31 protein-coding genes are annotated in these 26,560 nt (G+C 76.0%); 17 read left to right on the forward strand and 14 right to left on the reverse strand.

Annotated elements, in window-relative coordinates; all coding sequences use genetic code 11:
• Positions 1-146: 146 nt before the first annotated feature.
• Positions 147-656: an FABP family protein gene (locus ACWIX6_RS03210; RefSeq protein WP_448615409.1), complete on the forward strand. Its 510-nt coding sequence runs from the start codon at positions 147-149 to the stop codon at positions 654-656.
• A 5-nt stretch (positions 657-661) separates the two neighbouring features.
• Entirely contained in the window at positions 662-2,389 is a 1,728-nt protein-coding gene (locus ACWIX6_RS03215) for a DUF885 domain-containing protein (protein ID WP_448615410.1), read from the forward strand.
• 87 nt (positions 2,390-2,476) lie between these two features.
• Here ACWIX6_RS03215 and ACWIX6_RS03220 read toward each other — a convergent pair whose 3' ends face one another.
• The 4 genes from ACWIX6_RS03220 to ACWIX6_RS03235 form a co-directional block, all read right to left on the reverse strand.
• A complete protein-coding gene (locus ACWIX6_RS03220; RefSeq protein ID WP_448615411.1) occupies positions 2,477-3,046 on the reverse strand; it encodes a dihydrofolate reductase family protein in 570 nt (189 codons plus the stop codon).
• A gap of 52 nt (positions 3,047-3,098) precedes the next feature.
• Positions 3,099-3,827 (reverse strand): hypothetical protein, encoded by a 729-nt coding sequence (locus ACWIX6_RS03225; protein WP_448615412.1) that lies wholly within the window; start codon positions 3,825-3,827, stop codon positions 3,099-3,101.
• Between the two features lie 347 nt (positions 3,828-4,174).
• Positions 4,175-5,482 carry a Na+/H+ antiporter NhaA gene (gene nhaA, locus ACWIX6_RS03230; RefSeq protein ID WP_448615413.1) on the reverse strand — a complete coding sequence of 436 codons (1,308 nt, stop codon included), beginning with the start codon at positions 5,480-5,482 and terminating at the stop codon, positions 4,175-4,177.
• A gap of 70 nt (positions 5,483-5,552) precedes the next feature.
• Positions 5,553-6,398 carry an aminotransferase class IV gene (locus tag ACWIX6_RS03235; RefSeq protein ID WP_448615414.1) on the reverse strand — a complete coding sequence of 282 codons (846 nt, stop codon included), beginning with the start codon at positions 6,396-6,398 and terminating at the stop codon, positions 5,553-5,555.
• A 39-nt stretch (positions 6,399-6,437) separates the two neighbouring features.
• On the opposite strand from ACWIX6_RS03235, the gene ACWIX6_RS03240 reads away from it, so the two are divergent.
• From ACWIX6_RS03240 to ACWIX6_RS03275, 8 genes are all read left to right on the forward strand, one after another.
• Positions 6,438-6,911 carry a Fur family transcriptional regulator gene (locus ACWIX6_RS03240; protein WP_448615415.1) on the forward strand — a complete coding sequence of 158 codons (474 nt, stop codon included), beginning with the start codon at positions 6,438-6,440 and terminating at the stop codon, positions 6,909-6,911.
• The gene (gene ygfZ, locus ACWIX6_RS03245) at positions 6,908-8,128 is read left to right on the forward strand and encodes a CAF17-like 4Fe-4S cluster assembly/insertion protein YgfZ (RefSeq protein WP_448615416.1); all 1,221 of its coding nucleotides are present in this window, start codon (positions 6,908-6,910) and stop codon (positions 8,126-8,128) included. Before ACWIX6_RS03240 ends, ygfZ begins: the two co-directional genes overlap by 4 nt.
• 135 nt (positions 8,129-8,263) lie before the next feature.
• Positions 8,264-9,148, forward strand: coding sequence for a 3-keto-5-aminohexanoate cleavage protein (locus ACWIX6_RS03250; protein WP_448615417.1), 885 nt, complete (start codon positions 8,264-8,266; stop codon positions 9,146-9,148).
• Positions 9,145-9,708 (forward strand): RsiG family protein, encoded by a 564-nt coding sequence (locus tag ACWIX6_RS03255; RefSeq protein ID WP_448615418.1) that lies wholly within the window; start codon positions 9,145-9,147, stop codon positions 9,706-9,708. Before ACWIX6_RS03250 ends, ACWIX6_RS03255 begins: the two co-directional genes overlap by 4 nt.
• 2 nt (positions 9,709-9,710) lie before the next feature.
• Positions 9,711-10,706 (forward strand): asparaginase, encoded by a 996-nt coding sequence (locus ACWIX6_RS03260; RefSeq protein WP_448615419.1) that lies wholly within the window; start codon positions 9,711-9,713, stop codon positions 10,704-10,706.
• Between the two features lie 62 nt (positions 10,707-10,768).
• Positions 10,769-11,290, forward strand: coding sequence for a helix-turn-helix domain-containing protein (locus tag ACWIX6_RS03265; protein ID WP_448615420.1), 522 nt, complete (start codon positions 10,769-10,771; stop codon positions 11,288-11,290).
• Positions 11,287-12,135 carry a hypothetical protein gene (locus ACWIX6_RS03270; protein ID WP_448615421.1) on the forward strand — a complete coding sequence of 283 codons (849 nt, stop codon included), beginning with the start codon at positions 11,287-11,289 and terminating at the stop codon, positions 12,133-12,135. The genes ACWIX6_RS03265 and ACWIX6_RS03270 overlap by 4 nt, the downstream gene beginning before the upstream one ends.
• A gap of 35 nt (positions 12,136-12,170) precedes the next feature.
• The gene (locus ACWIX6_RS03275) at positions 12,171-12,458 is read left to right on the forward strand and encodes a DUF2516 family protein (RefSeq protein ID WP_448615422.1); all 288 of its coding nucleotides are present in this window, start codon (positions 12,171-12,173) and stop codon (positions 12,456-12,458) included.
• Positions 12,459-12,502: 44 nt separating this feature from the next.
• Here ACWIX6_RS03275 and ACWIX6_RS03280 read toward each other — a convergent pair whose 3' ends face one another.
• From ACWIX6_RS03280 to ACWIX6_RS03300, 5 genes are all read right to left on the reverse strand, one after another.
• Positions 12,503-12,706 (reverse strand): PspC domain-containing protein, encoded by a 204-nt coding sequence (locus tag ACWIX6_RS03280; RefSeq protein WP_448615423.1) that lies wholly within the window; start codon positions 12,704-12,706, stop codon positions 12,503-12,505.
• A gap of 83 nt (positions 12,707-12,789) precedes the next feature.
• Positions 12,790-13,671 (reverse strand): spermidine synthase, encoded by an 882-nt coding sequence (locus ACWIX6_RS03285; RefSeq protein ID WP_448615424.1) that lies wholly within the window; start codon positions 13,669-13,671, stop codon positions 12,790-12,792.
• On the reverse strand, positions 13,668-14,450 hold the full coding sequence (locus tag ACWIX6_RS03290; RefSeq protein WP_448615425.1) for a maleylpyruvate isomerase family mycothiol-dependent enzyme: 783 nt from the start codon (positions 14,448-14,450) through the stop codon (positions 13,668-13,670). The genes ACWIX6_RS03285 and ACWIX6_RS03290 overlap by 4 nt, the downstream gene beginning before the upstream one ends.
• Positions 14,451-14,473: 23 nt before the next feature.
• Entirely contained in the window at positions 14,474-14,842 is a 369-nt protein-coding gene (locus ACWIX6_RS03295) for a nuclear transport factor 2 family protein (RefSeq protein ID WP_448615426.1), read from the reverse strand.
• 22 nt (positions 14,843-14,864) lie between these two features.
• Complete coding sequence (locus tag ACWIX6_RS03300) at positions 14,865-15,722, reverse strand: class I SAM-dependent methyltransferase (protein WP_448615427.1); 858 nt, start codon at positions 15,720-15,722, stop codon at positions 14,865-14,867.
• 41 nt (positions 15,723-15,763) lie between these two features.
• Between ACWIX6_RS03300 and ACWIX6_RS03305 the strand changes: the two genes are divergently transcribed.
• Positions 15,764-16,783, forward strand: a complete 1,020-nt coding sequence (locus tag ACWIX6_RS03305) for a UDP-N-acetylmuramate dehydrogenase (protein WP_448615428.1) — start codon at positions 15,764-15,766, stop codon at positions 16,781-16,783.
• 23 nt (positions 16,784-16,806) lie between these two features.
• Here the strand turns inward: ACWIX6_RS03305 and ACWIX6_RS03310 are convergent, their stop codons facing one another.
• Positions 16,807-17,592: an SDR family oxidoreductase gene (locus ACWIX6_RS03310; RefSeq protein ID WP_448615429.1), complete on the reverse strand. Its 786-nt coding sequence runs from the start codon at positions 17,590-17,592 to the stop codon at positions 16,807-16,809.
• Positions 17,593-17,679: 87 nt separating this feature from the next.
• Between ACWIX6_RS03310 and mshA the strand changes: the two genes are divergently transcribed.
• Genes mshA through ACWIX6_RS03325 form a run of 3 tightly spaced genes read left to right on the forward strand, consistent with a single transcriptional unit; the run spans position 17,680 to position 21,199 of the window.
• A complete protein-coding gene (mshA, locus tag ACWIX6_RS03315) occupies positions 17,680-19,047 on the forward strand; it encodes a D-inositol-3-phosphate glycosyltransferase (RefSeq protein ID WP_448615430.1) in 1,368 nt (455 codons plus the stop codon).
• Positions 19,044-19,592 (forward strand): YbjN domain-containing protein, encoded by a 549-nt coding sequence (locus ACWIX6_RS03320; RefSeq protein WP_448615431.1) that lies wholly within the window; start codon positions 19,044-19,046, stop codon positions 19,590-19,592. The genes mshA and ACWIX6_RS03320 overlap by 4 nt, the downstream gene beginning before the upstream one ends.
• Positions 19,589-21,199, forward strand: a complete 1,611-nt coding sequence (locus ACWIX6_RS03325; RefSeq protein ID WP_448615432.1) for an MFS transporter — start codon at positions 19,589-19,591, stop codon at positions 21,197-21,199. Before ACWIX6_RS03320 ends, ACWIX6_RS03325 begins: the two co-directional genes overlap by 4 nt.
• Here the strand turns inward: ACWIX6_RS03325 and ACWIX6_RS03330 are convergent.
• A complete protein-coding gene (locus ACWIX6_RS03330; RefSeq protein WP_448615433.1) occupies positions 21,166-21,927 on the reverse strand; it encodes a methyltransferase domain-containing protein in 762 nt (253 codons plus the stop codon). The genes ACWIX6_RS03325 and ACWIX6_RS03330 overlap by 34 nt on opposite strands.
• Positions 21,928-21,995: 68 nt before the next feature.
• On the opposite strand from ACWIX6_RS03330, the gene ACWIX6_RS03335 reads away from it, so the two are divergent.
• The gene (locus ACWIX6_RS03335; protein ID WP_448615434.1) at positions 21,996-22,760 is read left to right on the forward strand and encodes a phosphoglyceromutase; all 765 of its coding nucleotides are present in this window, start codon (positions 21,996-21,998) and stop codon (positions 22,758-22,760) included.
• Positions 22,761-22,863: 103 nt separating this feature from the next.
• On the opposite strand, the gene phoU is transcribed toward ACWIX6_RS03335, so the two are convergent.
• Positions 22,864-23,526 carry a phosphate signaling complex protein PhoU gene (gene phoU, locus ACWIX6_RS03340; protein WP_448615435.1) on the reverse strand — a complete coding sequence of 221 codons (663 nt, stop codon included), beginning with the start codon at positions 23,524-23,526 and terminating at the stop codon, positions 22,864-22,866.
• Between the two features lie 224 nt (positions 23,527-23,750).
• Here phoU and ACWIX6_RS03345 point away from each other — a divergent pair, with 224 nt between their 5' ends.
• Both ACWIX6_RS03345 and ACWIX6_RS03350 read left to right on the forward strand, forming a co-directional pair.
• Positions 23,751-25,154, forward strand: coding sequence for a sensor histidine kinase (locus ACWIX6_RS03345; protein WP_448615436.1), 1,404 nt, complete (start codon positions 23,751-23,753; stop codon positions 25,152-25,154).
• The gene (locus ACWIX6_RS03350) at positions 25,151-25,831 is read left to right on the forward strand and encodes a winged helix-turn-helix domain-containing protein (protein ID WP_448615437.1); all 681 of its coding nucleotides are present in this window, start codon (positions 25,151-25,153) and stop codon (positions 25,829-25,831) included. The genes ACWIX6_RS03345 and ACWIX6_RS03350 overlap by 4 nt, the downstream gene beginning before the upstream one ends.
• 260 nt (positions 25,832-26,091) lie before the next feature.
• On the opposite strand, the gene ACWIX6_RS03355 is transcribed toward ACWIX6_RS03350, so the two are convergent.
• Both ACWIX6_RS03355 and ACWIX6_RS03360 read right to left on the reverse strand, forming a co-directional pair.
• Positions 26,092-26,319 (reverse strand): DUF3072 domain-containing protein, encoded by a 228-nt coding sequence (locus tag ACWIX6_RS03355; protein ID WP_448615438.1) that lies wholly within the window; start codon positions 26,317-26,319, stop codon positions 26,092-26,094.
• A gap of 10 nt (positions 26,320-26,329) precedes the next feature.
• On the reverse strand, positions 26,330-26,536 hold the full coding sequence (locus ACWIX6_RS03360; RefSeq protein WP_448615439.1) for a hypothetical protein: 207 nt from the start codon (positions 26,534-26,536) through the stop codon (positions 26,330-26,332).
• Positions 26,537-26,560: the final 24 nt, after the last annotated feature.

Raw genomic sequence — 26,560 nt, forward strand, 5'->3', positions numbered from 1 at the left:
GTCGCGCTCACCGCGCTGGCCGCGGGAGGCTGCGCGTCCGCCGCGTGGCGACTGACGCGCCGCGAGCGGCCGGGGCGGGACCGATGAGCGCCCCGGTACCACCCGGCCTCCCCGAGGGCCCGGCCACCGGTCCCACCGAGCTCCCGGTGACCGACAGCGTCGACGTCCGGGAGGGCCCGGAGGTCGCCCACGAGCTGCTGTCGGTCCTGCCGCTGCTGGGCGAGTGGCACGGCGAGGGGCAGGCCGCGGGCGCCGAGGGCGACCACCGCTTCGGCCAGTGGGTGCGCTTCGCGCATGACGGCCGCGGCTTCCTGGCCTACGAGTCCCGCACCTGGCGGCTGTCCGCCGCGGGGCGGGTCGAGGGCCCCGACCAGCGTGAGTCGGGCTTCTGGCGGCCCCGGGGCGAGGACGAGGTGGAGCTGCTGGTCACCTCCCCGACCGGTCTGGTGGAGATCTACGTCGGCCGTGCCCGGACGACGACCAGCTGGGAGCTGGACAGCGACGTCCTGGCCCGCACCCCCGACCACCCCGAGACCAGCCGGGCCAAGCGGCTGTACGGCATCGTCGAGGGCGCCCTGATGTACGCCGTCGACCGCGCGGCCGGCGAGCAGCCGCTGCGCCCCACCATGTCCGCCCGACTGGAGAGGATCCGCTGAGCTCCGTGAGCGCGCCCCGCCCCACCACCCGGCAGCCTGCCCGCCCCGCCACCCCCCGGCTGGTCGCCGACGCGCACGTCGACGCCGTCTGCGACCTGAACCCGATCGTCGCCACCCAGCTGGGCACCCGGCCGGGCAACGACGAGCTGCCCGACCTCAGCCCGGCCGGCCTGGAGGCCGGCGCGGCGCTGCAGCGGTCAACGCTGGCCGAGCTGGACCGGGTGCTGGCCGAGGACCCCGCGCTGGCCGGCGACCCGGTGGAGCTGCGCTGCGCCCGGCTGCTGCGCGAGCGGCTGACCGCGGGCCTGGACCAGCACGAGGCCGGGGAGGGGCTGCGGGCGCTGTCCAACCTGTTCTCGCCGGTGCACTCGGTGCGCCAGGTCTTCTCCATGATGCCGACGGGGACGACGGAGGACTGGGCGGTCCTCGCCCGGCGGCTGGCCCGGGTCCCGGAGGCCTACCGGGGCTACCGCGCGAGCCTCACCGAGGGCGCCTCCCGCGGCCTGTTCGCCGCCCCGCGCCAGGTCTCCACCGTCGTCGGGCAGCTCGACGAGTGGCTGGCCGGCCCCTACTTCGCCGGTCTGGTGGCCGCCGGCCCCGACGAGCTGCGCGGTGAGCTGGACGCCGCCGCGGCAGCCGCCGACGGGGCCGTGGCCGAGGTCCGTGACTTCCTGCGTGACACGTACGCGCCGCAGGCCGAGGGCACGCCAGACGCCGTCGGCCGGGAGCGGTACGCCCGCTTCGCCCGGGCCTGGAACGGCACGGACCTGGGGGCCGGGACCGGGCTGGAGGACGCCTACGCCTGGGGCTGGGGCGAGCACCTGCGTATCCGCGAGGAGCAGCGCACCGCCGCCGAGCGGGTCCTCCCGGGCTCCACGCCGATGGAGGCCATGCGCTGGCTGAACGAGAACGGCGAGGCCGTCGAGGGCGTGGAGGCGATCCGGGAGCGGCTGCAGACGATGATGGACGTGGCGATCGCCGCCCTGGACGGCGTCCACTTCGAGCTCGCCGAGCCCATCCGCACGGTCGAGGCGATGATCGCGCCGCCCGGCAGCGCGGCGGCGCCGTACTACACCCGGCCGACGCAGGACTTCTCCCGCCCCGGCCGCACCTGGCTGCCGACCCTGGGCCGGGAGCGCTTCCCCGTCTGGGACCTGGTGTCCACCTGGTACCACGAGGGCGTCCCCGGCCACCACCTGCAGCTGGCCCAGTGGGCGTACGTCTCCCCGTCGCTGTCCACCTACCAGACGTCGCTGGGCTCCGTCGGGGCCAACGTCGAGGGCTGGGCGCTGTACGCCGAGCGGCTGATGGACGAGCTCGGCTTCCTCACCGACCCCGGCGCCCGGCTGGGCTACCTCGACGCCCAGCAGATGCGCGCGGTGCGCGTGGTCGTCGACATCGGCATGCACCTGCAGCTGCCGGTCCCCGCCGACGCCGACGGGGTGCTGGCCGAGCACCGCGGGCAGCCGTGGACCCCGGAGCTGGCCCGGGCCTTCTTCGGCGAGTACTGCGGCCGGGACGCCGCCTTCCTCGACAGCGAGCTGGTCCGCTACCTCGGCATGCCCGGGCAGGCGATCAGCTACAAGCTGGGGGAGCGGGCGTGGCTCGCCGGCCGGGCCGCGGCGCAGCAGGCCCGGGGTGCGGACTTCGACCTCAAGGCCTGGCACATGGCGGCGCTGAGCCAGGGCAGCCTCGGCCTCGACGACCTCGCCGCCGAGCTCGCCCACCTCTGAGCAAGGACCACCCGGCCCCCACCACTCGCAGGCTCGTGGCGGGGCCCTGCGGGGTGGCCGCTGGTCCGGGACGTCGAGGGGCGGCGATCAGCCAGTCCGGTCGGACCGCTCCCGGACCCGGAAGCGGAGGATGGTGGCGTCGCCGGACCGCGTGCTGCTGATCGGTTCCAGGCTGGTCCTCGCCAGGCCCGGGGGCGAGAAGCGGATGCCGTCGCCGAGCAGGACCGGCAGCACGTACACCAGGATCTCGTCGACGAGCCCCCGCTGGAGGCACTGGCCGGCCACGTCGGCGCCGAGGACCTCGAGGTCCTTGCCGCCGGCCGCGTCCAGAGCCGTGGCGACCGCCTCGCCGATGTCGCCGGTGAGGATCCTGACGTCCGGGTCCGGCGGATCCAGCGGCCGGTGGGTGAGGAGGAACAGAGGTCCGGAGACGGGGTAGTCGGCGCGGGCCGGCTCCTCGGTCGCCATCCGGGCGCCGACCTCCCAGGTCCGCCGGCCGACGAGCATGGCGCCCGTGGCCGCCGCGATCTCCGCGACGTCCTCCGGTGCCATGAACTCGGCGAGCGCCCGACCACCGCCCCAGTCCATGGAGTGGCCGGGTCCGGCGATGAAGCCGTCGAGCGACATGCACCGGTTCACGACGACCTTGGAGCCCATCTCAGCACCGCCGTCCCTGGGTGGTTCCCGCACGCCTGACCATGTCCGAGCTCTACTGGTCCGGGGCGTCGGGGGGCGGCGGGTTGACCTGGTCGGCGTCCCAGGTGGTGCGCTGCCGGGCGTCGGCCGGGGCGGCCTCCAGCCCCTCGGTGGCCAGCAGCTCGGCGATGCACTCCGCCGAGCCCCCGACGTAGGTGGACACCAGGTCGATGTCGGTGGCCACCAGCCACGCCCGGTCCGCCGGCCACCACAGGTTGGCGCTCTGCTCGAACGGCTCCGCGGCGAAGTTCACCGTGGCCAGCCCGATGGAGCCGTTGACCAGCCAGAAGTCCCGGGCGCCCAGGCTGAGGGTCGGGTGGTCGGCGATCACCGCACCGCCCTGCCGGACGCCGAACCAGCAGACGTCCGGGGTGGTGGTGTGCCGCGCCAGCACCTCGATGAGCCGCTCGGCGACCGGGACCGGCAGGTGCCCGCGGGCCGGCGCGCCGTGCCACAGCGGTGCCTGGTCGTCGTTCTCGAAGTAGTCCATCGACCCGGTCACCGAGCCCCACTGCATCAGCGGGTGGGTCTTGGTGCCGTTGGCCGCGGCGACGGAGGCCCAGGGGACCTCGACGTCGTCGTCCCCGACGTACCGGACGGCGGGGTGGAAGACCCGGGCGGCCGCGGCGAAACCAGCCGGGACCAGCGACCCCACCGTGTCCAGCGGAGCCCGGTGCAGCGCCTCGGCGAGCCAGTCGCCGGCGGTGGTGTCGAGCGCCACTGACCGGCCGGCGAACTGCACCTGCGCACCTCCCCGGGTGGTCCCAGGAGACGGACAACCCCCGGGCTGCTCCGCGGCGCTGGACCCTGCGCGTGCAGGGGAGCGGCTCGCGGGCCGACTGGACAATGGTCGGCGGCCCGGGGGTCGGGTGACTGTCCGGTTCTCGCTCGCCGCCGTACGACGGACGGGCGATCTGCCGTCGTTCAGCCTCGCTCGATCGTCGAGGTCGGCGGAACGGGCGGCCCATCTGGACGGCGGCTAGCGGACAGCCACCTCACGAGTCCTGAACGTATGCAACTGTCGGACCACCTCCTCTCTCGTGTACATCGACCGTACGACGGCTCGGCGGGGGTGTGCAACGTCGTTCTTCAGCTCTCAGCGGACGGCCGCTGGTAGACGTCCGGGACGCCGTCCCGGTCGGCGTCCACCGCCTCCTCCTCGGCGATCCGGCGGTACCGGCGGTCGCGCAGCCGGAGGACCACCGAGGCCAGGACGGCGGCGGTGAGCGTCCCGACCAGGACGCCGACCTTGACGTGCTCGTCCCGCGTCGAGCCCTCGCCGTACGCCAGCGTCCCGATGAGCAGGGACACGGTGAACCCGATGCCGGCGAGCATGGCGAGGCCGATCACGTCGGGCCAGCCCAGTGACTCGTCGAGCTGGGCGCGGGTGAACCGGGAGACCAGCCAGGTGGCCAGCGTGATGCCGATCGTCTTGCCGGCGACCAGGCCCACGACGATGCCGACGGGCACCGGGTCCGACAGCGACTCGACCAGGCCGGACAGGCCGCCGATGGTCACGCCGGCGGCGAAGAAGGCGAAGACGGGGACGGCGACGCCCGCGGAGATCGGCCGGATCCGGTGCTCGAGGTGCTCGGCCAGCCCCGGCCCGGCGTCCGGTCCACCCGCGGCCGCACTGCGGACCACCGGCACGGTGAAGGCCAGCAGCACCCCGGCGACGGTGGCGTGCACCCCCGACTCGTGCATCAGCACCCAGGTGACCACGGCCAGCGGGACCAGCAGCCACCAGGAACGGACCCGCTTCTGCACCAGGACGCCGAACACGGCCAGCGGGACGAGGGCCAGCAGCAGCGGCACGACCGCCAGCGCCGAGGTGTAGAAGAGCGCGATGACCGTGATGGCCAGCAGGTCGTCCACCACGGCCAGGGTGAGCAGGAAGGTGCGCAGTGCGGTGGGCAGGTGGGTGCTGATCACCGCCAGGACGGCCAGGGCGAAGGCGATGTCGGTGGCCGTCGGGATCGCCCAGCCGCGCAGCGCGCCGTCCCCGGTGCCCAGGTTGACCAGCACGAAGAGGACGGCGGGGACGACCATCCCGCCGACCGCGGCCGCCACCGGCAGGACCGCGCGCCGCGGTTCGCGCAGGTCGCCGGCGACGAACTCGCGCTTGAGCTCCAGGCCGACCACGAAGAAGAAGACCGCGAGCAGGCCGTCCGCCGCCCAGGTGCCCAAGGTGAGGTCCAGGTGCAGCGACGCCGGTCCGACCCGGGTGTCCCGCAGGGACTCGTAGGCGCCCGCCCACGGCGAGTTCGCCCAGAACAGTGCGATCACGGTGCCCACCAGCAGCAGGACCCCACCGACGGTCTCCCTGCGGAGCACCTCGGCGATCCGGGTGGCCTCGGGGTAGGAGCCCCGGCTGAAGAGGCGGGCGGGGGAGGTCACGGGGCGGCTCCGGGGTGCGGGGACGGGTCAGGGACTGCCGACCAGACTTCCCGGCGCACCGGTCCGTACGTTACCGGCTGAGCAGCTCCCGCACCCGCTGGGACAGGTCGCCGTCCCCCCGCGGCCGGCCGTCCAGCGAGGTGACGGTCGCGGCGCCGCGGATGCCCGACAGCAGCCACACGGCGTCCGCGGCGTGCAGGTCGGCCACCGTCCCGGCGGTCACCGCCGTGGGCCAGCCGTCCTCCGCCGCGCGGGCGAACAGCCGGGCCTGGGTGGTGCCGGCCAGGATGCCGGTCTCCACCGGCGGGGTGTGCAGCACGCCGCCGGCCGCCCACACCACGGTCGACGTCGGGCCCTCCAGCAGCCGGCCCTCCAGGGAGGTGAAGACGACGTCGTCCGCGCCGACCGCGTGCGCGTGCCGGCCCGCGGCCATGTTGACCGCGTAGGACAGCGTCTTCGCGCCGCCCAGCAGCCACGGCGCCGTCGCCCGGAAGTCGGCGGGCACGCCGAGGGACAGGCTGACCACGGCGATGCCCGCGCTGCGCTGGCGCAGCGTCTCGGCCGGGACGGGCGCGAGCAGCGCCACCAGCGTGGGCGGTGTGCCGTCGCCCAGCCCCCGGGTGAGCAGGACCCGGCAGGCGCCCTGGACGCCGGGGGGCCAGCCGTCGGCGGCCGCGGCCACCACCGCGCGCACGGCGTCGTCCCCGGGGTGGGCGATGTCCAGCAGCGCCGCCGACCGGCGGAGCCGGGACAGGTGGGCGTCCAGGTACGGCGTGGCCGCACCGCTGACCAGCACCGACTCGAAGACCCCGTCCCCACGGCCCAGCCCCAGGTCGAAGGCGGTGACCACCGGGTCCGCCGGGGGCACCGCCGTCGCCGTCCCGTCCCGCCAGACCGCCACGCGTTGACCCGTCACGGCCCCCACCTTGCCGTACGCGGGTCCTAGGCTCGGTCCGTGTCCGACGAGTCCGCACCGCAGGAGGCCGAGGCGCCGCCGTTGGCCGCGCAGCTGCGGTCGCGGGGCCTGCGGCTGACCAGCCAGCGCCAGCGGGTGCTCGCCGCCGTGGCCGCGCTCGAGCACGGGACGCCGGAGGAGATCGGAGCCCGGCTGCGCGCCGACGCAGGCCCGGACGGCGCCGCCCCGGACACCTCGACGGTCTACCGGACCCTCGAGCTGCTCGAGCGGCTGGGCCTGGTCTGGCACACCCACCTGGGCAAGGGGGCGCCGGTCTACCACGCCGCCGAGCACGCCCACCTGCACGTCGTCTGCCAGGAGTGCGGCTCGATCACCTCGGTGGACCCGACCCTGCTCGACGCCGCGGCGGAACGTCTGGCCGCCGACCTGGGTTTCACCGTGGACGTGGGCCACGTGGCCTTGTCGGGCACCTGTCGTGCCTGCGCAGAGAAGCACCGGACGGAGCACCCATGACCACCCCGCAGCACCCCGACCTGCTCCCCGTGACACCCCCCGCGGCGGACGGCGGCCCGGCCGCCGGGCCCGTCCCGGCCGGGGTCCGCTCGCCGCTGCTCTCCCGGCCCGGCGCGGTGGCGCTGTCGCTGCCCGACGGCGGGGCCGGGTCGGTGGCCGCGCACTACGGCGACCCGCTGCCCGAGCAGCGCCGGCTCGCCGAGGGTGCCGGCCTGGTCGACCGCAGCGACCGGGACGTCGTCGTCGTCCCCGGCGCGGACCGGCTGAGCTGGCTGCACAGCATCACCAGCCAGCACCTGGACGGGCTGGCCGACGCCACCGGTTCAGAGGCGCTGGTCCTCTCCCCGCACGGGCACGTCGAGCACCACGTCGTGCTGGCCGAGCTCGCCGGCACCACCTGGGGCGACGTGGAGCCGGGCACCGGAGCGGCCCTGGTCGCCTTCCTGGAGCGGATGCGCTTCATGCTGCGCGTCGAGCCGGCCCTGGTCACCGACGCGTGGGCGCTGCTGTCGCTGGTGGGCCCCCGCGGCGACGACGTCCTGGCCGCCGCCGGCCTGCCGGTGCCGGTGGGCGCGGGCGCGGTGGTGGCGCTGGACGGCGGCGGCTGGGCCCGCCGGATGCCCCCGCTGGGCGACGGCAGCGCCGCGGTCGTCGACCTGCTGGTGCCCCGCCCGGACCTGGCCGCCCGGGCCGACGCGCTGGTCGCGGCGGGCGCGCCGCCGGCCGGGGTGGACGCCTACGAGGCGCTGCGGGTCGAGGCGCGCCGGCCGCGGGCCGGAGTGGACACCGACCACCGCACCATCCCCAACGAGGTGGAGTGGCTGCGGACCGCCGTCCACCTGGACAAGGGCTGCTACCGCGGTCAGGAGACGGTCGCCCGGGTGCACAACCTCGGCCGCCCGCCGCGCCGGCAGGTGCTGCTGCACCTGGACGGGATGAGCGAGGTGCTCCCGGCGCCCGGGACGCCGCTGACCTCGGGCGCACGCGAGGTCGGCCGGGTCGGCACCGCCGTGCGCCACCACGAGCTCGGGGTGATCGCGCTGGCGCTGGTCAAGCAGTCGCTGAAGCCCGACGCCGAGCTCCGGGTCGGCGAGGCCGTCGCCGTCGTCGACCCCGACGACGCGCCGTCCGAGCTCGACGACGCGCAGGCGGCGGCCCGCGAGCGCGTGCGGGCGGTCCGGTCTGCGACGATGCGGCCCGAGGCGACGCGTTCGTGAGCATCGCAGCGAGCGACGGAGCCGACAGGGAGTGAGCATCGAGCGAGCGCCAGCGAGCGAGGCGCGGAGCGACCGCGGAGGCGACCTGGTGCGGAGCGAGTGAGGAGCGGAGCGGTTGCGGAGCCGAGACGCGACATGGTGACCCCCGGCACGCTGATCACCCTCGCCCCCACGGGCGCGGAGTCGGCGAAGGACGACGTCCCGGCGCTGCCCGTGACGGTGGACGAGGTCGTGTCCACCGCCCGCGACTGTGCGGCGCTGGGCGCGGCCGTCCTCCACCTGCACGTCCGGGACACCGACACCCGGCCGACCCTGGACCTGCCCCGGGTGCGCGAGGTGGTGGCCGCGGTCCGCGAGGCGACCGACCTGGTCGTCCAGCTGTCCACCGGTGGTGCCGTGACCGACCCGGCCGAGGCCCGGCTGGCCGTGCTGGACGCCGCGCCCGACGCCGCGTCGCTGTCCCTGGGCACGGTCAACTTCGGCCGGGACGTCTTCTACAACCCCTGGGACCTCATCGTCGAGCTGCACACCCAGATGCAGCAACGCGGCATCGTGCCGGAGTACGAGGTGTTCGACCTCGGCCAGCTGGCCACCCTGGCCCGGTTGCTGGACCGGTACGGCCCCCCGGCCGGCGGGCACGTGCACGTCGACCTGGTGATGGGCGTGCCCGGGGGGATGCCCGGGACGACGGCGGCGCTGGCCGCCTGCCTGCCCGCGCTGCCGCCGGGATCGACGTTCGCCGCCACCGGGGTGGGCCGCACCTCCCTGCCGGTCATGCTCGCCGCGCTGTCGGCCGGCGGTCACCTGCGGGTCGGCATGGAGGACACGCTGACCTACGCGCCGGGGGAGCCCGTCCGCGACAACGCCCAGCTGGTGGCCCGGGCCGCCGGCCTGGCCCGCATCGCGCAGCGGCCGCCGCTGTCCCCGACCCTGGCCCGGCAGCTGCTGGGCCTCCCCGCCGGCCCCGGCGACCCCGCTCCGACCCGCCCGTCCCCCGTGCCCGTGGAGGCTGCCCCGTGACCGCCCCGACCCCCGCCCCCGCCGGCGGCGACACCGTCGACGCCCTGCTCGAGCCCGCCTTCCTCGACGGCATCGAGTCCACGTCCATGGCCGAGGTCCGCGACCTCCGGCACCGCGCCGAGCAGGCCGAGGTCAACCTCTCCTACACGCGGCGGCTGCTGCAGGGCCGGCTGGACATCGTCCGCCGCGAGCTGCAGCGCCGGGCCGAGCACGACGGGCGGTCGCTGCTGGACCTGCTGCCGGAGATCCTGTCCGAGAAGGGCCGCGGCCCGGCGCACGGCCTGGGCCGCCACCAGACCGTGCAGCCCACCGCCCCCGAGGAGCTCGAGCACTGGGTCGCCGGCCTCACCCGCGGGATCGACCTCTCCGACGTCCAGGCGCTGCCCGACGACCAGCTGGAGCGGGCGGCCCGGTCGCTGGCCGAGGGGGAGCGCGGCCTGTCCGAGCGGCGGCGCGGCGTGCAGCAGGTGATGGACGCCCTCGCCGGTGAGCTGGGCCGCCGCTACCGCGACGGGCTGGCCGACGTGGCCCAGCTGCTCGCCGACGAGTCCCGCCATTGAGCATGGCCGACTCCGCACTCACCAACTGGCCGGAGAACCCGGTGCTCGTCGAGGCGTGGCGGGCGGGGCTGGGCGTCGACGTCCTGGAGTCCGTGCACCGCGGCGCGCTCGTCGTCCTGGACGCCACCGGTGCAGCGGTGACCAGCGTCGGTGACGTCGGCCGGCCGGTGCTGCCCAGGTCGTCGAACAAGCCGGTGCAGGCCACCGCGCTGCTGGCCGCCGGCTGGGAACCCCGGGACGACCGCGAGCTGGCGATCGGCGCCGCGTCGCACAACGGCGAGGACGGGCACGTCGAGCTGGTGCGCGCGCTGCTCGACGCCGCCGGGCTGACCCCCGACGACCTCGGCTGCCCACCGGCGCTGCCCGGCCACGAGGAGACCCGGGCCCACTGGCTGGTCGACGGGCGGGCTCCCGAGCGGGTCGCCATGAACTGCTCGGGCAAGCACTCCGCGATGCTCTCCGCCTGCGTGGCGGCCGGCTGGCCGACCGAGGGCTACCTGGCCCGGGACCACCCGCTGCAGCAGGCCATCGAGGCGCGGCTGGGCGAGGCCGCCGGCGAGCCGGTGGCAGCCGTCGTGGTCGACGGGTGCGGAGCGCCGCAGCACGCGCTGTCGCTGACCGGCCTGGCGCGCAGCGTGCTGTCCCTGGTGGAGGCCGAGCCCGGCACCCCCGGCCGCCGGGTCGCCGACGCGATGCGGGCACACCCGTGGCTGGTGGCCGGGACCGGCCGGGACGACACCGAGCTGATGCAGGCCGTCGACGGGCTGCTGGTCAAGGGCGGGGCCGACGGCGTGCACGTCGCCGCGCTCCCCGGGGCCGGCGCGGTGGCGCTCAAGCTGGACGACGGCGGGGACCGGGGCCGGCTGCCGGCGCTGACCGCGGCGCTGCTGCGCCTCGGCGTGCCGGCCGGGACGTTGTCGTCCTGGCTGGTGACGCCGGTGTCCGGCGGCGAAGGGTCCGTGGGGGAGATCCGGGCGAGTGCGGCCCTGACCGTCTGAGATCCGCGTCACTCCGCCAGCGGGCGCTTGCAGCAGCTAGCAGTGCAGGTTAGCGTGGTGTCGTGCCCAAGCCGACCGAGTTCGTCCGCGAACAGGTGAGCACCGTCCGCGAGACCGTCGCCAGCGCCGCGGCCACCGCCGCCGCCGAGGCGTCCACCGTCTCCGAGACGGTGACCTCGCACGTGGGCGACTTCATCCGCAGCCAGCGCAGCGCCGCCCAGGTCTCGGTGCGGGAGCTCGCCCGCGCCGCCGGGGTGAGCAACCCCTACCTCTCCCAGGTGGAGCGCGGGCTGCGCAAGCCCTCCGCGGAGATCCTCGCCTCGATCGCCCGCGGGCTGAAGATCTCGGCCGAGACGCTGTACGAGCAGGCCGGCATCCTCGACCGGCGCTCCGGCACGGCCGGCACCGTCGCGGCGATCCGGGCCGACGACGCGCTCTCCGAACGGCACAAGGCCGTGCTCCTGGAGCTCTACGAGACCTACGCCCGGGAGCACGCCCGCGACCTCGAGGCCCCGGCCGCCACCCCGGCGGCCGCGCCTGCACCCCCCGCACCGTCCACCACGTCCCAGGAGGCAACGGCATGAGCCGCACCGACACCCTCAAGCACTACGGCGAGACCCTCGTCGACACCAGCCGCACCGGGCTGCTGGCCGCCATCGGCGCCACCGACCTCGCCGTCGAGCGCGCCCGCACCGCCGTCGGGACCGCCCGGTCCCGCGCCGAGGCGCTGCCCGGCGAGGCGCAGGTCCAGGCCGACCTCGCCGCCAAGGAGGCCCGTCTCCGCGCCGAGCAGGCCCGCGCCCGCGTGGCCTCCGCCGCCGCCGAGGCCCGGGTCCGCGCCGAGCAGGCCGCCGAGCAGGCCGGTGACGCCGCCCAGCAGGCCCGCAACGCGGTCAGCTCCGCCGCCGCGGCGGTCCGCCCCGAGGTGCTCAAGGGCACCGTCGTCGGCTTCGTGGACTCCGCCCGCGCCGAGGCCGCCGCCGTGCTGGCCGAGCTGGCCGGCCGTGGTGAGAAGGTCGTCGACGAGCTGCGCCAGCAGCCCGTCGTCCGCAAGGTCGCCGGCCGCACCGAGCAGGTCGTGGACAGCACCGTCGACTCCGTCGCCGCGACGGTCGAGGACACCCTGGCCGAGGTCGGCGGCACCGTCGGCACCGTGTCCGACCAGGTCACCTCGATCGCCCAGAAGACCGCGGCCCGCGCCGACAAGGCCGCCGCCGAGGTCGCCGAGGAGACCGAGGCTGCTGCCGCGGCCACCAAGCGCAGCGTCCGCACGGCGACGGCGAAGGCCACCGCCGAGGGCACCGACGAGCCGGCCCGCAAGCGCGCGAAGCGGGCTCCCAAGGCCACCGCCCCGGTGAGCGCCACCCCGGTCCCGGACCCGACCGCCGTCCCGGCCAAGAGCACGCCGTCGGCCGACACCCTCAGCTGACCGGTCGCCGGCGTCCCGGCGGGTAATCTCGGGCCATGTACACGTTCGACACCATCGTCTACGCGGTCGTCTTCTACGGCGTCCTCGCGCTGGCGGTCTGGGCGTTCGTCGACGCACTCGCGCGCCCCGCGGCGTCGTACGTGGCAGCAGGGAAGCTGACCAAGCCCGGGTGGACGGCGATCACCGGGATCGCCGCGCTGGTCCTGCTCTGGCGCGGGCCGATGGACTTCTTCGGTCTGCCGGCGGTAATCGCGGCGGTGGTCTACCTCGTCGACGTCCGCCCGGCCGTCCGCGGACTGCACCGGGGCAACAGCAGCTGGTGAACCCAGACCCACCCTCGACCGCGTCGAGGGTGGGTCTGCTGCGTTCAGTACCGGTCGTCGCGCGGCATCACGACCCACAGCACCAGGTAGGCGATGAACTGCGGGCCGGGCAGGATGCAGGACACGACGAAGGCCAGCCGCAGCCCGGCGCGGGACAGGCCGTAGCGGCGGGCCAGGCCGGAGCACACCCCGGCGATCACCGCGTGGCGGCTGTCCCGGGTCAGTCGGCGGTTCACGGGGTACGTCATGGCCCGACCCTACGACCGGGCGGCGGACGGCGGCCCCGTCCAGGACGCCTCCCCGGGCGTCGGGGTGGGGCGGACGGCGTCCCTCAGCGACCGAAGACCCCCGCCGGTGGCTGGGGCGAGGGCTGGGCGGCGCCGTCCCGGACCGGCTGCGCCTGACCGACGAACGCCCCCAGGTCCTCCCCGGCGACGACCCGGGAGGGCATCGGGTCCCCGGCGCACCGCCGGGTGAGCCCGGCCACCGGCAGCTCGGCGTCCGACGCCACGGCGACGGTGTTGCCGAACCGCCGACCGCGCAGCGTCCCCGGCTCGGCCAGCAGTGCCACGTGCGGGAAGACGGCGCGGAGCGTGGCCGCCTGCGCCCGCGCGAAGCGCAGCGGAGGGCCGTCCGAGACGTTCCAGGCCGTCACGCCCCCGGGCCGGAGCACCCGCGCCACGTCGGTGGCGAACTCGACGGTGGTCAGGTGCGCGGGGGTCCGCGCCCCGGCGAACACGTCGACCACCACGGCGTCGGCGCTGCCGTCCGGGAGCGTGGCCAGCCCGGCGCGGGCGTCGCCGGCGCGCACCCGGACGCGGGCAGCCCGCGGCAGCGGCAGCGCGCTGCGGACCAGGTCGGTCAGCGCCTGGTCCAGCTCGACGACCCGCTGCCGGGAGCCGGGCCGGGTGACCGCGACGTAGCGGGCCAGGGTGAGCGCCCCGCCGCCCAGGTGCACCACGTCCAGCGGCGCCCCCGGCTCGGCGGCGAGGTCCAGCACGTGCCCGATCCGGCGGACGTACTCGAACTCCAGGTGCGCAGGGTCGGCGAGGTCGACGTGCGACTGCGGGACGCCGTCGAGCAGCAGCTCCCACGAGCCGGGACGGTCGGCGTCGGCGAGCAGTTCGGCCGTGCCGCCGGCGACCTCCGTGCGCCCGGGCACCGCGACCGGCCGCGGCTCGGCGGCGGCGGTCCTCCGGCGGCCACGGCTCATCGGCCGCGGAGCAGGGCCTCGGCGGCCGGGTCGCCGCTGACGGTGACGTCGGCAGGGCGGCCCCACACCCGCCGGAGCAGCATCTCCGCGCTGCCGGTCAGTGTCGCGTCGGCCGGCTCTCCCGGCGCCGCCCGGCCGGTCCGGACCGTTCCGTCCGCCACCTCGACCCGCCAGGACCGGCCCACGTCGGTCGCGGTCACCGCCACGACGGCCCGGGCGCCGACCAGCGGCGGGGTGTGCTGCCAGCGGGGCAGCATGATCCCGAGGAGCTCGTCCACGCCGTCGGCCGCCAGCTGCGGGTCGAGCGGCGCGTGGGCCACACCGGCCGCGGCCTCCAGGTCCAGCCGGTGGACGACGAGCTCGTGCGCCTGCCGGCGACCCCACTCGCGTGCCCGCCGGGACGCCGCCGGGCTCATGTGCCACGCCGGGGCATCGGGGTCGACGGTGCGCAGCGTGGCGACCAGCTCGGTGAGGCCGAGGGCGTACCACCCGGCGAGGTCGTCGTCCGGCGGACGGAACCGGCTGGACGGCTCCGGTGCCTCGACGGTGCCCGCGCGCAGGATCGCGGTCGCCCACCGGTGCACGGCGCCCAGGTGGGCGACCAGCTGGCGGACGGTCCACTCCGGGACCCACGGCACGGGGACGTCCAGGCCGCCGGCCACCGGCGTCCGGCCCGACCCGAGCTCCCAGGCGAGGACGCCGAACCGCTCGCCCTCCTCGACGACGGTGGCGACGTACCGCTCGTGCGACTCGTCGGGGTCCAGGCGGCCGGCGGTCACCCGCCCATCCTGCCCGAGCGCGGTCAGGGCACCGGCGCGGAGGCGGGGTCGAGCTCGACGGTGTAGGAGGTGAGCGCGGTGAGCAGCCCGCCGGAGAACTCGTACACGTCGCAGGAGGAGACCACGGAGACACCGCCGTCCGCGTCGGTGTACCGGCCGACCGCGTCCACCGCGACGGTGTCGCCGCCGGCGACCACGAGGAAGCGCGTGAACTCCGCGGTGCCGGCCGCCAGCTCGGCGAGGGTGGCCTCGCAGGCGTCGACGACGGCCTGCCGGCCCTCCAGCACGACCGCTCCGACGCAGGTCCAGCGGACGTCGGGGGACAGCGCCGGGTAGGCGTCGGCGAAGCGGTGGGCGGAGAAGGCCTCGGCGATCTCGCGGGGGGTGCTCATGGGTTCCTCCGGGAGGTGCGGGTCAGTGCGGGGCGACGGCTGACCAGCGGACGGTGACCTCGCCGTGCCGGGCCCGCCGGCTGGACCCCACCAGCGGCCAGCCCTGGTCGCCCAGCGCGGCGACCGCGGCGGCCCAGCGCTGCCGGGGCCCGAAGGCGGTGAGCCCGGCTGCCGAGGCCCAGCCCAGGTCGAAGGCGCGCAGGAACTCGTGCACCGGCCGGCCGGGGACGTTGTGGTGCACCAGCGACTTCGGCAGCCGCTCGGCCAGGTCGGAGGGGCGGTCCAGGTCGGTCACCCGGGCGGCCAGGGTGAGGGTCAGCGGGCCGTCCGCGTCCAGCGCCACCCAGCCCGCCCGCCGTCCCCACTCGTCGCAGGTCCCCTCCACGAGCAGCCCGCCGGGCGCCAGCGCGCCGCGCATGGTGTCCCAGGCGCGGGCCGCGGAGGCCTCGTCGTACTGGCGGAGCACGTTGAACGCCCGGACCAGGACCGGTCGCAGGCCGGCCAGCTCGAAGCCGCCCCGCCGGAAGTCCACCCGGGGCGGGTCGCGGTCGGCGGCGACGGCGGCGACCCGCTCCGGGTCGATCTCCAGGCCGACGACCTCCAGCCCGGGGACGGCGGGCGCCAGCCGGTCGACCAGCTCCAGGGTGGTGACCGCCGACGCGCCGTAGCCGAGGTCCACGACCAGCGGCCGGGCGGCGTCCCGGAGCCGGGGCAGCTGGGTGGCCAGCAGCCAGCGGTCGACCCGGCGCAGGCGGTTGGCGTTCGTCGTCCCGCGGGTCGGCAGGCCCAGCGCGCGGGCGCGGCCGGCGGCCAGCCGGGGAGCGCGGCGGACCGGGGGCAGGGAGGCGCGGGCGGTGTGGTCCCGTCCCGACTCGCTCACCGTTCCGCAGGGTAGCCGGGGACGGCGGTTAGCGTGGAGGCGTGCTCGTCTCCCGGTCCGCCCCCCTGGCCGATCTCACCACCCTCGGGGTCGGTGGTCCCGCCGACCGTCTGGTGGAGGTGACCTCCGAGGAGGAGCTGGTCGGCGCCGTCCGCGCCGCCGAGGACGCCGGCCGGCCGCTGCTGCTGCTCGGCGGCGGCTCCAACGTGGTCGCACCGGACGAGGGCTGGCCCGGGGACGTGGTCGCCGTCCGCACCCGCGGCCTGCGGTACCGGTCCACCGCGCGGACGGTCGAGGTGGAGGTGCAGGCCGGGGAGCCCTGGGACGACCTGGTGGCCGCCACCGTCGCCGAGGGCCTGTCCGGCATGGAGGCACTGGCCGGCATCCCCGGGTCCACCGGCGCCACCCCGGTGCAGAACGTCGGCGCCTACGGCCAGGAGGTGGCCCAGACGATCACCGCCGTCCGGGTCTACGACCGGGCGGCCCGCCGGCAGCGGGTGCTCCGCCCGGCCGACTGCGGCTTCGGCTACCGCGACAGCCGGCTCAAGCGGCACCCCGGCGAGCTCGTGGTGCTGACGGTGACCTTCGCGCTCACGCCGGGACGGGAGTCCCGGCCGGTGGGCTACGCGGAGCTCGCCACCCGGCTCGGCGTGGCCGTGGGGGAGACCGCCCCGCTGGCCGACGTGCGCGCGGCCGTGCTGGAGCTGCGCCGGGGGAAGGGCATGGTCTGGGACCCGGCCGACCCCGACTCGCGCAGCGCCGGGTCGTTCTTCACCAACCCGGTCGTCCCGGCGTCCGCCGCCCCGGAGGGCTGCCCGAGCTGGCCGGCCGGCGACGGCCGGGTGAAGCTCAGCGCAGCCTGGCTCGTGCAGCACGCCGGCTTCGGCCGCGGGACCCGCGAGGGCCGGGTCGGGACGTCGTCCAAGCACAGCCTGGCGCTGACCACCGAGCCCGGCGCCACGGCGGGGGAGCTGCTGGCCTTCGCGGAGAAGGTGGTGGCGGGGGTGCAGGAGCGCTTCGGGGTCACCCTCGTCCCCGAGCCCACCGCAGTCGCCGCCTGAGCCCCGTCGGAGCCGCCGGCAGCTCAGTCGGCGTCGCGGGCGACCTTGTGCTGGGCGGCCTGCGCCCGCGGGCGGACGACGAGCAGGTCGACGTTCACGTGGTGCGGCCGGGTGAGCGCCCAGGCGATGCAGTCGGCGACGTCCTCGGCCACCAGCGGCTCGCGCACCCCGCGGTAGACGGCGTCGGTCCGCTCCTGGGAGCCGGTCCGGTTGAGGGTGAACTCCTCGGTCCTCACCATCCCCGGCGCGATCTCGATGACCCGGACCGGCTCGTACACCAGCTCGAGCCGCAGCGTCTCCGCGAGCGTGTGCACCCCGTGCTTGGCGGCCGTGTAGGACGCGCCGCCCTCGTAGCTGACCAGCCCGGCCGTCGACCCGACGAACAGCAGGTCGCCCGCGCCGGACGCGCGCAGCGCCGGCAGCAGCGCCCGGGTCATCGCCACCGAGCCCAGCACGTTGACCTCGAAGGCACGCTGCCACGAGGCCAGGTCCGCCTCGGCGACGGGAGCGGCGTCGAAGGCCCCGCCGGCGTTGTTGACCAGCACGTCGACCCGGTCCAGCCCCGCCGCGAAGGCGGCCACCGAGGCCGGGTCGGTCACGTCCAGCCGCACCGCCCGGCCGCCGATCCGCCCGGCCAGCTCGGTCAGCCGGTCCAGCCGCCGGGCCCCGAGGACGACGTCGAAGCCCTCGGCCGCCAGCCGGGTCGCGGTCGCCGCGCCGATGCCGCTGGAGGCGCCGGTGACCACGGCGACCCGGCCGGCGCCGGCCAGCGGGGCGGCGGGGACGGGCGGCGGGGGAGGGCTGGACATGTGTCCATCCTGGCGCTGAGGCAGACTGACGCGTCGAGAGGGTGTCCCGTCCGGGCGCCGTGCACACGCCCGAGCGGGAGGAGAGCCGTGCCCGCTCGCCGGCACCCACGCGCCGCCTGGCACGGCGCCGGCCACCCGGTGCCCCGCCGGGTCGCCACCCTCTCGGTGCACACCAGCCCGCTGGACCAGCCCGGTGCCGGGGACGCGGGGGGCCTGAACGTCTACGTCGTCGAGGTGTCCCGCCGGCTGGCCGAGCGCGGCATCGCCGTCGACGTGTTCACCCGGGCCACCTCCAGCGACCTGCCGCCGGTGGTCGAGATGAGCCCCGGCGTCACGGTGCGGCACGTCAGCGCGGGCCCGTTCGAGGGCCTGGGCAAGGACGACCTCCCCGGCCAGCTGTGCGCCTTCACCGCCGCGGTGCTGCGCGAGGAGGCCCAGCACGAGTCCGGGCACTTCGACGTCGTGCACTCCCACTACTGGCTGTCCGGCCAGGTGGGCTGGCTGGCCCGGGACCGCTGGGGTGTCCCGCTGGTGCACTCGGCGCACACCCTGGCCAAGGTGAAGAACGCCGCGCTGGCCGAGGGCGACGCCCCCGAGCCGCTGGCCCGGGTGATCGGCGAGGAGCAGGTGGTGGCCGAGGCCGACCGGCTGGTGGCCAACACCGCCGACGAGGCCGACCAGCTCGTCCGCTGGTACGACGCCGACCCGCGGCGCACGCTGGTCGTCCCGCCCGGGGTGGACCTCCAGCAGTTCAGCCCCGGTGACCAGCGGGCCGCCCGGGCGCGGATCGGGGTGCCGGCCGACGCCGTCGTCCTGCTCTTCGTCGGCCGCATCCAGCCGCTGAAGGCACCCGACCTGCTGCTGCAGGCCGCCGCCCGGATGCTCGCCGACGACCCGGCCCTGCGCGAGCGGCTGCAGGTGCTCGTGGTGGGCGCGCCCAGCGGCTCCGGCCTGGCCGAACCCCGGCGGCTGCAGGAGCTGGCGGTGCGGCTGGGCGTGACCGACGTCGTCCGGTTCCTGCCACCTCAGCCGCCCGCCCGGCTCGCCGACCACTACCGCGCCGCCGACGTGGCCGTCGTGCCCAGCCACAACGAGTCCTTCGGGCTGGTGGCCCTGGAGGCGCAGGCCTGCGGCACCCCGGTCGTGGCCGCCGCCGTCGGCGGCCTGCACACCGCGGTGGACGACGGCGTCTCCGGCCTGCTCGTCGCGGGCCGGGACCCGGCCGACTACGCCGCGGCGATCCGGCGGGTCCTCGCCCGCCGGGAGCTGCTCGCCGCCGGCGCCCGCCGGCACGCCAGCCGGTTCAGCTGGGACCGCACCGTGGACTCCCTGGTGGCCGCCTACACCGCGGCGATGGCCGAGATGGCCGCCGGCAGGGGGCAGCTGCAGTCGGCGCGCGACCGCCTGACCCGGGACGCCGTCCGGCTGCTGCCAGGGGGCACCGCGGCGCGATGAGCAGGCGGACCGTGGCGGAGCTGGCCGCCGTCGTGGAGAGCACGCTGCGCGCCGCCGAGCTGGAGTTCGAGCAGACCGCCCCCGGCCGGTTCGTCGTCACCCTCCCCGGCACCAACAAGCTCCGGACCGTGGTCGGCATGATCGTGGGCGACCACGGCTTCCGGATCGAGGCCTTCGTCTGCCGGCAGCCGGACGAGAACCGCGAGCAGCTGTGGACCTGGCTGCTGCAGCACAACGCCCGCATGTACGGGGTCAGCTACTCCATCGACCGCGTCGGCGACGTCTGGCTCACCGGCCGGCTCGGGCACGGCGCGGTCACCCCGGAGGAGATCGACACCCTGCTGGGCGCCGTGCTCACCTACGCCGACGAGCACTTCAACACGATGCTGGAGATCGGCTTCGGCAGCTCCATCCGGCGGGAGTGGGCCTGGCGGGTGCAGCGCGGTGAGTCGCTGGCCAACCTCGCCGCCTTCGCCGCCTTCGTGGAGTCCGGGCGCCCGGACGGGACCGACCGCGACCGGGACGACGGCGAGCCGGCGGGATGAGGGCCACCCGCCCCGCGCAGCAGACCCGGCCGGACGCCGACGAGGACGAGCGGCCGCCGGGCTACGAGCGGCGGTGGTGGGTGCTGGCGACGATGATCGTCTGCCTGCTGATGGTGATCACCGGCAACACCATCCTCAACGTCGCCCTGCCCACCCTGCAGGAGGAGCTGTCGGCGACCCAGGGGGAGCTGCAGTGGGCGATCGACTCCTACATCCTCGTCTTCGCCGGGCTGCTGTTCAGCTGGGGCGTGGTCGGTGACCGGATCGGCCGCCGCAAGGTGCTGCTCGCCGGGCTGGCGATCTTCTCGGTCGGCTCGGTGCTGGCCGCCTTCAGCGGCTCGGCGATCGAGCTGATCGCCTGGCGGGCGCTGATGGGCGTCGGTGGCGCCGCGGTCCAGCCGGCCACCCTGGCGGTCATCACCAACGTCTTCCCGGCCGGCGAACGGGGCCGGGCCATCGGCATCTGGGCCGGTGCCGCCGGCATCGCGGTGGCCGGCGGCCCGCTCGCCGGGGGGCTGGTGCTCGAGCACTTCTGGTGGGGAGCGGTCTTCCTGCTCGGCGTCCCGGTCGCCGCCCTCGGCGCGGCCGGGATCCTGCTGGTGGTGCCCGAGTCCCGGGACCCCTCGCCGGGACGGCTGGACGTGCCCGGCGTGCTGCTGTCGATCGTCGCGCTGGCCGGCCTGGTGTTCGGGATCATCCGCGGCGGCTCGGGCGCGGGCTGGACCACGCCGGAGGTGCTCGGCCCGCTCCTCGGCGGGCTGGTGCTGCTGGCGGTGTTCGTCTGGTGGCAGCGCCGCACCGTCCATCCGGCGCTGGACGTCAGCCTGTTCCGCAACCCGGCGTTCTCCGCGTCCGCGGGCGCGCTGGCGCTGAACTTCTTCGCCCTCCAGGGCGCCACCTTCTACCTGGTCTTCTACCTGCAGGGCGTGCGCGACCTGTCGCCGCTGCAGAGCGGTGCCGTGCTGATCCCGGTGGCCGTCGGGATGGCGGTGATGGGGCCGGTCAGCTCCCGGCTGTCCTCGCGGCTGGGCCCCAAGGCCGTCGTGGCCGCCGGGTTCCTGCTGGTGGCCGTCTCCTTCGCCGGCGTCCAGCTGCTGGACCAGGACGCGCCGCTGTGGCTGGTACTCGTGGACTTCGCGGTGCAGGGCAGCGGGATGGGGCTGGTCCTCGCGCCGGCCACCGAGGCGATCATGTCCGTGGTCCCGCGGGAGAAGGCCGGCGCGGGAGCGGCGGTGAACAACTCCGTCCGGCAGGTGGGCGGCGCGCTGGGCGTGGCGATCCTGGGCTCGGTGATGGCCTCGGCCTACGCCTCCCGGCTGGGCGGCGCGGCCGACGCGCTCCCGCCCGACGCCCGGGACGAGGCCCGGGAGTCCATCGTGGGCACCCTCGCGGCGGTCGAGCAGGCGCAGCGCGGGGGCGCCGAGGCGGCCCGGTCCGCCCTCGGGGTGGTCGAGCCGGCCCGCGAGGCGTTCGTGGACGCCATGCACCTGACCGCGCTGGGCACCGTGGCGGCCACGCTGGTGGCGACCGCCGTCGTCCTGGTGTGGATGCCGGGCCGAGCCCCGGCGGCCGGTCAGGACCGCTCGGCCGAGCCCTCCCACCAGTAGGTGGTGCCGCTGCGCGGCCGCTCGTCCGGGAACCGGGCCATCGCCGCCGCCACCTCGGCGTCCCGGGAGGCCGGCAGGCACAGCCGGCGGCGGGTGAAGGCCAGCACGACGTCGGCGGGCGCGTCCCGCCACGGGTCCGCGCGCGGCCAGGTCCGCGACTCCCAGGCCAGCCCCAGCTCGGTGAGCACCTCGCCGAACAGCTCGGCGCTCGGCCCGTTCGGCCGCTCCTGGCCGTGGAAGTGCCGCCACAGCCGGCCCATCGACGTCCACGGGTGCACGTCGGTCAGCTCCACCACCGCCCGCCGGCGGGCGTGGCCGGTGAGCTCACGGACGAACGGCTCGACATCGGGCACGTTGTAGACGACGTTGGCGGCCACCGCGACGTCAGCGGCCGGCACCTCGCCGGCGACGTCGGGCCAGCGGCCGAGCCAGGTGCGGGCCCGCGGCCCGGCCGCCGCGGCGAAGCGGGCGAGCAGCTCCGCGGACTCGTCGACCCCGAGCAGCTCCGCGGCGCCGACCGGCACGCTGGCCGCGCCGCCGCCGCAGCCGACGTCCAGCACGCTCCCCGGGGCGACCGCGGCGATGACCTCGGTGGTGACGGCGGCTCCGCGGTCGGCGCCGAACAGCCCGGCCGGGAAGCCGTAGGGGGACTCCGGGGCGGCGGCCAGCAGGGCCGGGTCGATGGCCCAGGCGGCCAGCTCGTCGGCCCAGCGGGCCAGTGCGCTCATGGGCCGATCCTGCCCGGGGGCGGGCAGCTGCCGAGCACGCGGCGCCGCGGCGGCGGCCGTCGGGCAGGATGTCGCTCGTGACCGACACCGGGACCCTGGTACTGCTCCGCCACGGTGAGAGCGAGTGGAACAAGGCCAACCTGTTCACCGGCTGGGTGGACGTCGAGCTCTCGCAGAAGGGCCGGGCCGAGGCCACCCGCGGCGGGCAGCTGCTCACCGAGCACGACCTGCTGCCCGACGTGCTGCACACGTCGCTGCTGCGGCGGGCGATCACCACCGCGGAGCTCGCGCTGGCCGCGGCGGGCCGGCAGTGGATCCCGGTCCACCGGTCCTGGCGCCTCAACGAGCGGCACTACGGCGCGCTGCAGGGCCTGGACAAGGCGGCCACCCTCGCCGAGTACGGCGAGGAGCAGTTCATGACCTGGCGCCGCAGCTACGCCACCCCGCCGCCGCCGATCGAGGCCGACAGCGAGTACAGCCAGGACGGCGACCCGCGCTACGCCTCGCTGCCCCCGGAGGCCCGCCCGGCCACCGAGTGCCTGGCCGACGTCGTCGTCCGGATGCTGCCCTACTGGTACGACGCGATCGTGCCCGACCTGCGCCGCGGGCAGACCGTCCTGGTGGCCGCGCACGGCAACAGCCTCCGGGCGCTGGTCAAGCACCTCGACGGCATGGGCGAGGAGGAGGTCGTCGGCCTCAACATCCCCACCGGGATCCCGCTGCGCTACGACCTGGACGCCGACCTGCGTCCCACCCGGCCCGGTGGGCAGTACCTGGACCCGGAGGCCGCGACCGCGGCGATCGAGGCGGTCAAGAACCAGGGCAAGAAGTGAAGGACCCCGTCGCCCCCCACACCTCGCTGACGCTCGGCGCGGGGCCCTGCCACGGGGCCGACCTCGGCGACAGGGCCGCCTCTGGCCGTGGAGAGGGCCGGCCTCAGTCGGCGGGGGTGGCGGGCTTCGGCTTCTCGCCCGTCACCAGGTAGACGACGCGACGCGCGACGCTGACCGCGTGGTCGGCGAAGCGCTCGTAGTAGCGGCCCAGCAGGGTGACGTCGATCGCCGTCTCGATGCCGTGCGGCCAGTCGTCGGACAGCAGCTCCAGGAACATCTGCTTGTGCAGCCGGTCCATGACGTCGTCCTCGGCCTCGAGCTCGGCGGCGGCCTGGACGTCGCGCTTGGCGATGACCGTGCCGGCCTTGGTCACCAGGCTCTCGGCGACGTGCCCGGCCTCCAGGAACATCGGCCGGACCTCCTGCGGCACCGCGTGGTCCGGGAAGCGCATCCGGGCCACCTTGGCGATGTGCTCGGCGAGGTCGCCCATCCGCTCCAGGTCGGCGACGATCCGCATCGCGGTGGTGATCATCCGCAGGTCGGTGGCGACCGGCTGCTGCCGGGCGAGCAGCGTGAAGCAGCGCTCCTCGATGCTCTCCCGGACCGCGTCGATGCGCGCGTCGCCGGTGATCACCAGGTCGGCGAGGGCCACGTCCGCGTCGAGCAGCGCGGTCGTCGCCGTGCTCATCGCCGATCCCACCGAGTTCGACATCTCCACCAGGCAGGCGGTGATGTCCTCCAGCTCCTCGCGGTAGCTCTCCCGCACGGTTCCTCCTCCTCGCGCCGCCGCCGGCGCAGGTCGTCCACCCGCGTGACGGCCGCGGTTGGACCGTCGACACACGTGTGTCACCGAGCGTAGAGACGTCCCGGCGGCGCCGAGGGGACCGGCGGGTGAACGGGCGGGCACGCCGCGGTGAACTCTTGCGCCCTGCAGGGGTGATCCTCCCCGGAGTCGCTGGTCAGGCGGTCGTGTCGATCTAGCATCGAGCCGTGGACCCGGTGGTCGCCCTGGTGGCGGGCCTGTTGATCGGCCTGCTGCTCGCCGTCTCGGCGGCGCGGGCCGGCTGGGCGTTGTTCGGGCCCGGCAGCCGTGCCGACGACAACCCCGGCCGGCAGCCGGGCGTGGAGCTGCGGGCCGACGAGGAGGCCGCGCTCAGCCGCCGGCTGGTCGACCTGATGGACCCCGCCGTCGTGGTGCTCGGACCCGACGACGCCGTGCTGATGGCCAACCCGTCCGCCCGCGCGCTGGGGATCCTGCGCGGCAACCGCCTGCTGGTCCCCGGCCTGGTGGACGTCGCCCGCAGCGTGCAGGCCCACGGCAGCCGCCGGGCCGACGTGGCCCTGCCCGGTGACCTGGTCGGCGGCGGGCCGCGCACGGTCGGCGTGCACGGCGTCCGGCTGGAGAGCGGGCCGGCGCTGACCCCGGCGCCGGTGGCGCTGGTCCTCCAGGACGTGACCGAGGCACGGCGGGTGGAGGCGGTGCGCCGCGACTTCGTCGCGAACGTGGGGCACGAGCTGAAGACGCCGGTGGGTGCGCTGGCCCTGCTGGCCGAGGCGGTGCAGGGGGCGGCCGACGACCCGGAGACGGTGCAGCGCTTCGCCGCCCGGATGCAGCACGAGGCCGACCGGCTGGCCCGCCTGGTGCGGGAGCTCATCGACCTCTCCCGGCTGCAGGGCGCCGAGCCGCTGCCCGAGCTGGCGCCGGTGGCCATCGCCACCGTGGTCGGCGAGGCCGTCGACCGCACCCGCGCGGCCGCCGCCGCCAAGGACATCCAGCTCGCCGTCGGGGCACAGCCCGGACTGGTGGTGCAGGGTGTGGAGGCCCAGCTCGCCACCGCGCTGACCAACCTGCTGGCCAACGCCGTGTCCTACAGCCCCGAGGGCACCACGATCGCGGTGGGCGCCCGCGCCCGGTCCGGCTTCGCCGAGATCGCGGTCACCGACTCCGGCATCGGCATCCCACGGCCGGACCGAGGCCGGGTGTTCGAGCGCTTCTACCGGGTCGACCAGTCCCGGGCCAGCGCCACCGGCGGCACCGGCCTCGGGCTGGCGATCGTCAAGCACGTGGCCAGCAACCACGGCGGGTCGGTGTCGGTGTGGAGCGAGGAGGGGTTGGGCTCGACCTTCACCCTGCGCATCCCGCTGGCTGCCGGCGTGACGGCGCCGGACCCGGCAGGGGACGCCGAGCGGCCACCGGTCCCGCCGCTGGCCGAGCTGCGCGCCACGCCTCGGCCACCCTTCGTCGACGGTGCCGCGACCGAGGCCGGCGGCCCGTCCGGTGGCGAGGTGCACCCCGGCGAGGACCCGCCGGCACAGGACACACGAACGGACGGCCCGCCGAGGGCCCGACGAGAGGACGGCCCCACCGGGGCCGCGACGAGAGGACGTCCATGACCCGAGTGCTCGTGGTGGAGGACGAGGAGTCCTTCTCCGACGCGCTGTCGTACATGCTGCGCCGTGAGGGCTACGAGACGGTGGTGGCCGCCGACGGGGTCGGCGCGCTGGCGGAGTTCGACCGCGCCGGCGCCGACATCGTGCTGCTGGACCTGATGCTGCCGGGGCTGTCGGGCACCGAGGTCTGCCGCTCGCTGCGGGCCAGGAGCTCGGTCCCGATCATCATGCTGACCGCCAAGGACGGCGAGATCGACAAGGTGGTCGGCCTGGAGCTGGGCGCGGACGACTACGTCACCAAGCCCTACTCCGCTCGCGAGCTGCTGGCCCGGATCCGGGCGGTGCTGCGCCGCGGCACCGACCCGGAGCCCACCGCCGACACCTCGCTCACCGCCGGTCCGGTGCGGCTGGACGTGGAACGGCACGTGGTGGCCGTCGACGGGCACCCGGTCGCGCTGCCGCTCAAGGAGTTCGACCTGCTCGAGCTGCTGCTGCGCAACGCCGGCCGGGTGCTCACCCGCGGGCAGCTCATCGACCGGGTCTGGGGCGCGGACTACGTCGGGGACACCAAGACCCTCGACGTCCACGTGAAGCGGCTGCGGGCCAAGATCGAGCCCGACCCGGCCAACCCGCGGTACCTGCTCACCGTGCGGGGCCTCGGCTACAAGTTCGACGCCTGAAGGGCCCCGTCCTCCTCACCCCTCGCAAGCTCGGGGTGAGCCTCTGGACGGGGCCATGCGGGCCCGCCGCCCGAGGTGACCGCCTGCGGCCGGAAGGACCCCGTCCTCCTCACCCCTCGCAAGCTCGGGGTGAGCCTCCGGACGGGGCCATGCGGGCCCGCCGCCCGAGGTGACCGCCTGCGGCCGGAAGGACCCCGTCCTCCTCACCCCTCGCGAGCTCGGGGTGAGCCTCGGGACGGGGCCCTACGGGCCGCGGCCTGTCACTGGCCGCGACCGGTCTCTTCCTGCAGCTCATCGATCTTGACCGAGGCGTCCGCCTTGGTGATGTCGTCGGGCACCTCTTCGCCGGCCTGCCGGGCGAGGGTGTTCAGGTAGCTCTTCTGGGCGCCGGTGGCCGGCTCGCCGCCGGTGACCCAGTCGGAGGGGTCCTTCTCCGCCGTCGGGTCGCCCTGCTGGCCGGAGTTGACGGGTGCGTTCGATTCGCTCATGTGTTCGAGCCTAGGCCGGGAGCAGCTGTCGCGCCTCCCGGGCCGGCACCCGGTCGGGCCGCTCCTCCCAGCGCCGCCCGGTGCGGTACACGTGCACCGCACCGCACGGGCAGTCGACGGCCAGCGCGATGTGCGTGGGGTGGTTCGTGACCGACCGGATGCGCCGGTCGGCGACCAGTTCGTCGGTCCCCGTCGTGGGGCAGGTGATCAGCAACATGGGACGAGCGTGGCGCCGAGCTCC

The sequence above is a fragment of the Modestobacter sp. URMC 112 genome, from assembly GCF_053502575.1.